General features: G+C 36.0%; 2 protein-coding genes. One reads left to right on the forward strand and one right to left on the reverse strand.

Going from position 1 to position 2,196, the window contains the following annotated elements; genetic code table 11:
• Nucleotides 1-665: ATPase, T2SS/T4P/T4SS family (locus tag QZV68_RS10140; protein WP_296880879.1), on the reverse strand; the 665-nt coding region annotated here is incomplete at its 3' end.
• A gap of 139 nt (nucleotides 666-804) precedes the next feature.
• Here QZV68_RS10140 and QZV68_RS10145 point away from each other — a divergent pair.
• Nucleotides 805-1,698: a methyltransferase domain-containing protein gene (locus QZV68_RS10145; protein WP_296880880.1), complete on the forward strand. Its 894-nt coding sequence runs from the start codon at nucleotides 805-807 to the stop codon at nucleotides 1,696-1,698.
• Nucleotides 1,699-2,196: the final 498 nt, after the last annotated feature.

Raw genomic sequence — 2,196 nt, forward strand, 5'->3', positions numbered from 1 at the left:
GCTGATTTGACTCCCAGCCCGTCGATACACAGCCACAGAAATCCTGCAAGATCCAGTGAAATTGTCCTTGAATTAATCAGGTCGATGATGGTCAGGGGGTCTCGTCTGAACTTACGTATGGTGAGTGAAGGCCCGTCTGCTGAAACTGGAGGTATTGTTGCGTTTATCCTGGAGCCATCAATTAGTCTTCCGTCAAGGATTGGGGATTCCTGGTCGATTCTTCTGTTGATTTGCCTTGCAATCGAATCAATCAGGTCTCGAAGTTCGCTTTCGTCATTGAATCGGAGATTTGTCTTCATCATTCCGTATTCTCTGTGATAGATGAATATCGGCTTTCCTGTTCCGATTATCATGATTTCCTCGAGCTCATCGTCCTGAATCAGAGGGTCGATTGCCCCATATCCGATGATGTCCCGTAGGAACTTTCGTGACAAGCGGTCAAGATATTCATTTGGGACATCATTATCTTGAGCCTTTCCGTTCAGCCTTAAGAATAGGAATCCCTTAATGTCATTTAATAGTTTCTCTTCACTGACTTGGAAATTGTCACCGGAGGATATTGCCAAGTCAACCAGATTCTCGCGCATTTCTCCCAAAAGTATCTTCTCTTCGGGAGAGTACTCTTGCTTTGTTACGTCATATTGTGGTATTATATCTTTGTTCATATTTTCACCAATGGCGATTAATTAGTTATAGTTACAAATTAGTATTACTAATTTATATAGTTTTTATTACTTTTGAAAGCATTATTAGTGATATAGGACAATATTTAAACATTAAAGCAATTTTGAGGTGATTTTTATCTTGGAAATTGATGAAAAAATCAAATCGCTTGAAGAATGTGAGAACTGCAGGGATGTCCAAATAAAGAAATTTTCCCCATTGAAGGACCTGGTTGATTTTGAAACTCTGAATGGGGAATATATGAGATGCAAATGTGGAAAACGGCCTTTGGATGTTGTGATGAGCCATATCATGAAAATCATGATTGAAGAGGAAATTGTACCTGGAAATGCAACTCTCAGGAGAAACTCTCCGGTGCCACTGGCAGGATTTTATTACAGTAGCCTGAACCCGCAATTCATTGCAGAAAATGCATTGATATTATTGCATCCTGATTTTACATATGGTGTGGCATCAAGATTGATTGACGAAGTTCCTGAAGTTAAATGTGTCCTTAAAGGAAGTCCACAAAGCACTGTTGGCCAACTGGATAAAGATTCGCAAATTAGCCACTTTGAAATTCTTGAAGGTGATGACACTCAGATAAATGTCATGAGAACCCTTTTGCAGGAAAAGATAATTCTGGTTAAAAGACAGTCACGCCATCACATTGAAGTTGCAATGACAACAGAAGATAAGCTGGTTAGGCTGCACAACTATCTGAATAATAATAATGTCAAAAGGGGAACTGCAATTGACTGTATGTGTGGTCTTGGAGCCCTTGGCATCTATCTGCTCAAATATGGATTTGAAAAGGTGATCTTCAATGACATCAATCCTGAAATGATTGAAGCTTTAAAAAACAATTTGGAAATAAATGGTATTTCCGATGGCTATGAAATATATAATGAGGCATTTGAGGATTTTGAATTTGGTGATGTGGATTTATGTGTCATAGATGCATTTCCTGGTGTGGATATTGAAGAAATAGTTAAAAAGGCCGAAAAGATGGCGGAAAATGTGATTGTTATCTAAATGATGCAAGAATACCATGACCTCTTCAAGGTCGTGGATGAATTGCACTATTGGGTGTACTATCTTTTTTATTTATTTTTTTTGCGTTTATTTTTTATTTTGTGTTTTTTGGTGAATTTTTTAGGTCATAAATTTTTATTCAGTATACTTTTTTTTTATGGATTTTTAATAATTGCTTTGGGTTTGAAAAATTGTTTTGGGTTTGAAAAATTGCTCTGAGTTTGTTATTCGATTACTTTTCAAATGCTCTCTCTCATTTTTTATATATGGGTAATTATAAATGAGATATTATTCAATTAAATGTGATTTTAATTGTTGTTTTAAAAAAGAGTAGATGTTTTCCATTTTTTTTTAGATAATGGAATAAAAATATTATATATATTGGACTGGAGGAATGAGATTTATGGGTGAGTATATTCGAGGTGTGGTTGTTAAGCTTCATTTAACTCCCGAACAAGAAGTCATGTTTAAACAAAACTATGGTTGTACTCGTAAAAC

This window comes from uncultured Methanobrevibacter sp., from assembly GCF_902801725.1.
Lineage (GTDB): Archaea > Methanobacteriota > Methanobacteria > Methanobacteriales > Methanobacteriaceae > Methanocatella.